Source organism: Lachnospira multipara LB2003 (assembly GCF_000702205.1).
GTDB classification, from domain to species: domain Bacteria; phylum Bacillota; class Clostridia; order Lachnospirales; family Lachnospiraceae; genus Lachnospira; species Lachnospira multipara_A.
On the sequence record NZ_JNKW01000020.1, the window covers coordinates 1 to 1697 of the forward strand.

Annotated in this window: 2 protein-coding genes; both read right to left on the reverse strand. The window is 34.4% G+C overall.

The window, feature by feature from the left end:
* Positions 1 to 428 precede the first annotated feature (428 nt).
* The gene (locus tag T537_RS0109465) at positions 429 to 1103 is read right to left on the reverse strand and encodes a DUF4417 domain-containing protein (protein WP_031557505.1); all 675 of its coding nucleotides are present in this window, start codon (positions 1101 to 1103) and stop codon (positions 429 to 431) included.
* On the reverse strand, positions 1090 to 1434 hold the full coding sequence (locus T537_RS0109470; RefSeq protein WP_031557507.1) for a hypothetical protein: 345 nt from the start codon (positions 1432 to 1434) through the stop codon (positions 1090 to 1092). Before T537_RS0109470 ends, T537_RS0109465 begins: the two co-directional genes overlap by 14 nt.
* Positions 1435 to 1697: the final 263 nt, after the last annotated feature.

Sequence of the window (1697 nt, forward strand, 5' to 3'; positions counted from 1 at the left end):
TATTTATCCAATAATGTATATTGCCACATGGAGTAGCATATATTTGTTCTGTCATAATTCCCCTCCAGAATATTATATTAAAAATCCAAACTCCTTGTTTGATATAATTCCTACATCATCTGCGTGAATTAATCCTATCACCTCACCTAATATAATATCATGCGTTTGCGATTTATACACACTACTATTAATGTTTCATATACCATATCTAAAACAGCTGATCCGGAATCATTTGAAATAATCAATATCTGCAAAAGGGCAAATGATAACATGATTAAAAGGTTATCCGCCTATGCTGCCAAATTGTCTGAGCAGGAATCAAATGAAGTACGAAAAAGCAGGTATCCAAGTGAATACCTGCCAAAAGCAATTATATAATTAGCACATACATCAGCAGCTCTATATCATGAGTTGCTGGCTTTTCAAACTTATTTACTTTTCATCCGTGTAGTCCAATCAGGATATGGAATAAATTTAGTTGTCTTTTTAAAATCAGCAAATATTGTATCAGGCATTGAACCGTACACCAATACAACCTCGGGTTCTAGTTCTTTTATCATTTCCGAAAGGCCTTCCCTGAAGAATCTTTTTGATTCAGCTGATTGTATTTGGCCATATGTACCTACCGATACAATACTATGCTTGTCAACACCTTGAAATGCAACTTTCTCACCAAGAAACTCTTCTTTATATGTCCTTTCATCTCCCCATCGAATATTTGGAATAACATATAGCCCTTGTTTTTGCAAATAATGTCCTACTGCTCTATTCAAATAGATATCCGCTATTTGGACACATAACGGTGCGTCAATATAAAGTGAGCAGTCAGGTGTAATGATTCCTGGATACTGTTTTAATTCATCAACGTATTCTTCTGTTTTTGTTAGTATATCTCTGAAATTAATATCATGCTCATAAAAACACACGAAATCTTTTTTATCCTGGCTCCTTTCTCTTACTGAGAAAGGAACCATACCATTTGGAATAATAATTTTGTCTGGAGCATCGATATGTGGGATTTCAAATTTTCCATCAAAAAAGGCTGTTTCAACAAGAGATACTCTAAATCCCTCATCTACAAGGTTTTCTTTATTTTTTGCCATTCTCTTCCTCCCATTTGAGTATTCCCTCACAAATCTCTATAACTCCTTTAATATTATACTTTTGGCACTCTTCTGGGAACTTTGCCATAAGTTCTGTATAACATTGTACAAGCTCCTTACTTGGCACTTTATCCACCACATCATCGATAACTTCGCTTATCCAAGAATACTCGTCTGCTGTACATTCATTTTTTAGGAACTCAATTGTTGAAGGAATATCTTCAGAAAGTATCTCAATTTCCTTTTTCCAGCACTGCTCAATACCATAATCCCATTCATTATCTGTTTCTTCACGTTTTTTTATTACTTCTCTAAAACTATCTATATCCATTATTTTCTACCGCCTTTCTTCCTAGGTTGCTTTGAATCTGGAAAAATCGTGCCAATTTGACCATTTGTTTTTAATTCCTCATAATTAAATGTAATCTACACTAATCCAGTATTTATTCCACTATTGTTTTATCTCCATAAAATTGCATTAACATTAGGTCAGACCGCCGGTCTTCTTTCCTGTTTTTGCAAGGATTAAGGCATCATCATAGGAACAACCATGTTCTCTTGCATACATATATAGAGCCTTATCCAAGTACGGAT